1 pseudogene is annotated in these 810 nt (G+C 74.0%); it reads left to right on the forward strand.

Annotation, left to right across the window (positions count from 1 at the left end):
* Positions 1-212: 212 nt before the first annotated feature.
* Positions 213-810 (forward strand): annotated as a pseudogene (locus MBTS_RS23455) (hypothetical protein); the annotation flags it as partial.

Raw genomic sequence — 810 nt, forward strand, 5'->3', positions numbered from 1 at the left:
CGTAAGGGGGCCCCTCCGAAGCCGTCACCTCCGGCGGGGCCTGCTGGACGGGACCACGGCCCGCGGCCTGCGCCTGGAAGATCGGCGAGGGCCGTCCCGGTTTCGCCGGGGGCGGCGTCGCGCCGGCACCCGGGATCGGAGCGCCCCGCACCGCCGATTGTCTCATCGAGGTCAGGGGCGCGGCCCGGATCGACGGCCCCTGCCAGTTCCGGGTGGATGCCGGACAGGACGGGGCGGGCGGATTCGAGGTCCGGTCCTATGCAAGGGGAGGGCTGGACTTCATCGCGCGGCTCACCCGCGATCCACGGGACCCGCAGAAGGCCACCGCCTCGTGGAATGAGCGCCCCGGCGCACCGCAGGCGACGGCTCCCCTCGGCACCCTGGCGCCCAAGGGGCCGTGCTGGGAGGGTGCGGAGGCGCGTCTCTGTGTCTGGCAGGCCGGACAGCCTCGCGACGCGTCGGACCGGCCCGGTACCGATCCGGGCCGCGCCCCGCCCGCCGAAACGCCGCCGGCCGAGACCGCGCGCCCGGCCTCGCCGCCCGTGCCCCGGGACAATGCGGGGACGGAGACGGGAGAGACACCGCCGGGGATGGTCCTGAAGCTGACCTTCAAGGGCCGCTGCGAATCGCTGGTGGTCGATGGCGAGGACATCACCGCGTCCTGCGCCCCCACCGCCAGGAATTCCTCCACCACCGGGTCGGCACGGGCCGAGTTCGTGTTCGGAACCACCGACGACCGGGAGGTCAGCTTCCTCGCATCGGCGAAGGGATGGGTCGAGAGCGGCACCCTGCGTCAGCCCATCGACGAAG

It is taken from the genome of Methylobacterium bullatum (assembly GCF_014845095.1).
GTDB lineage: Bacteria > Pseudomonadota > Alphaproteobacteria > Rhizobiales > Beijerinckiaceae > Methylobacterium > Methylobacterium bullatum.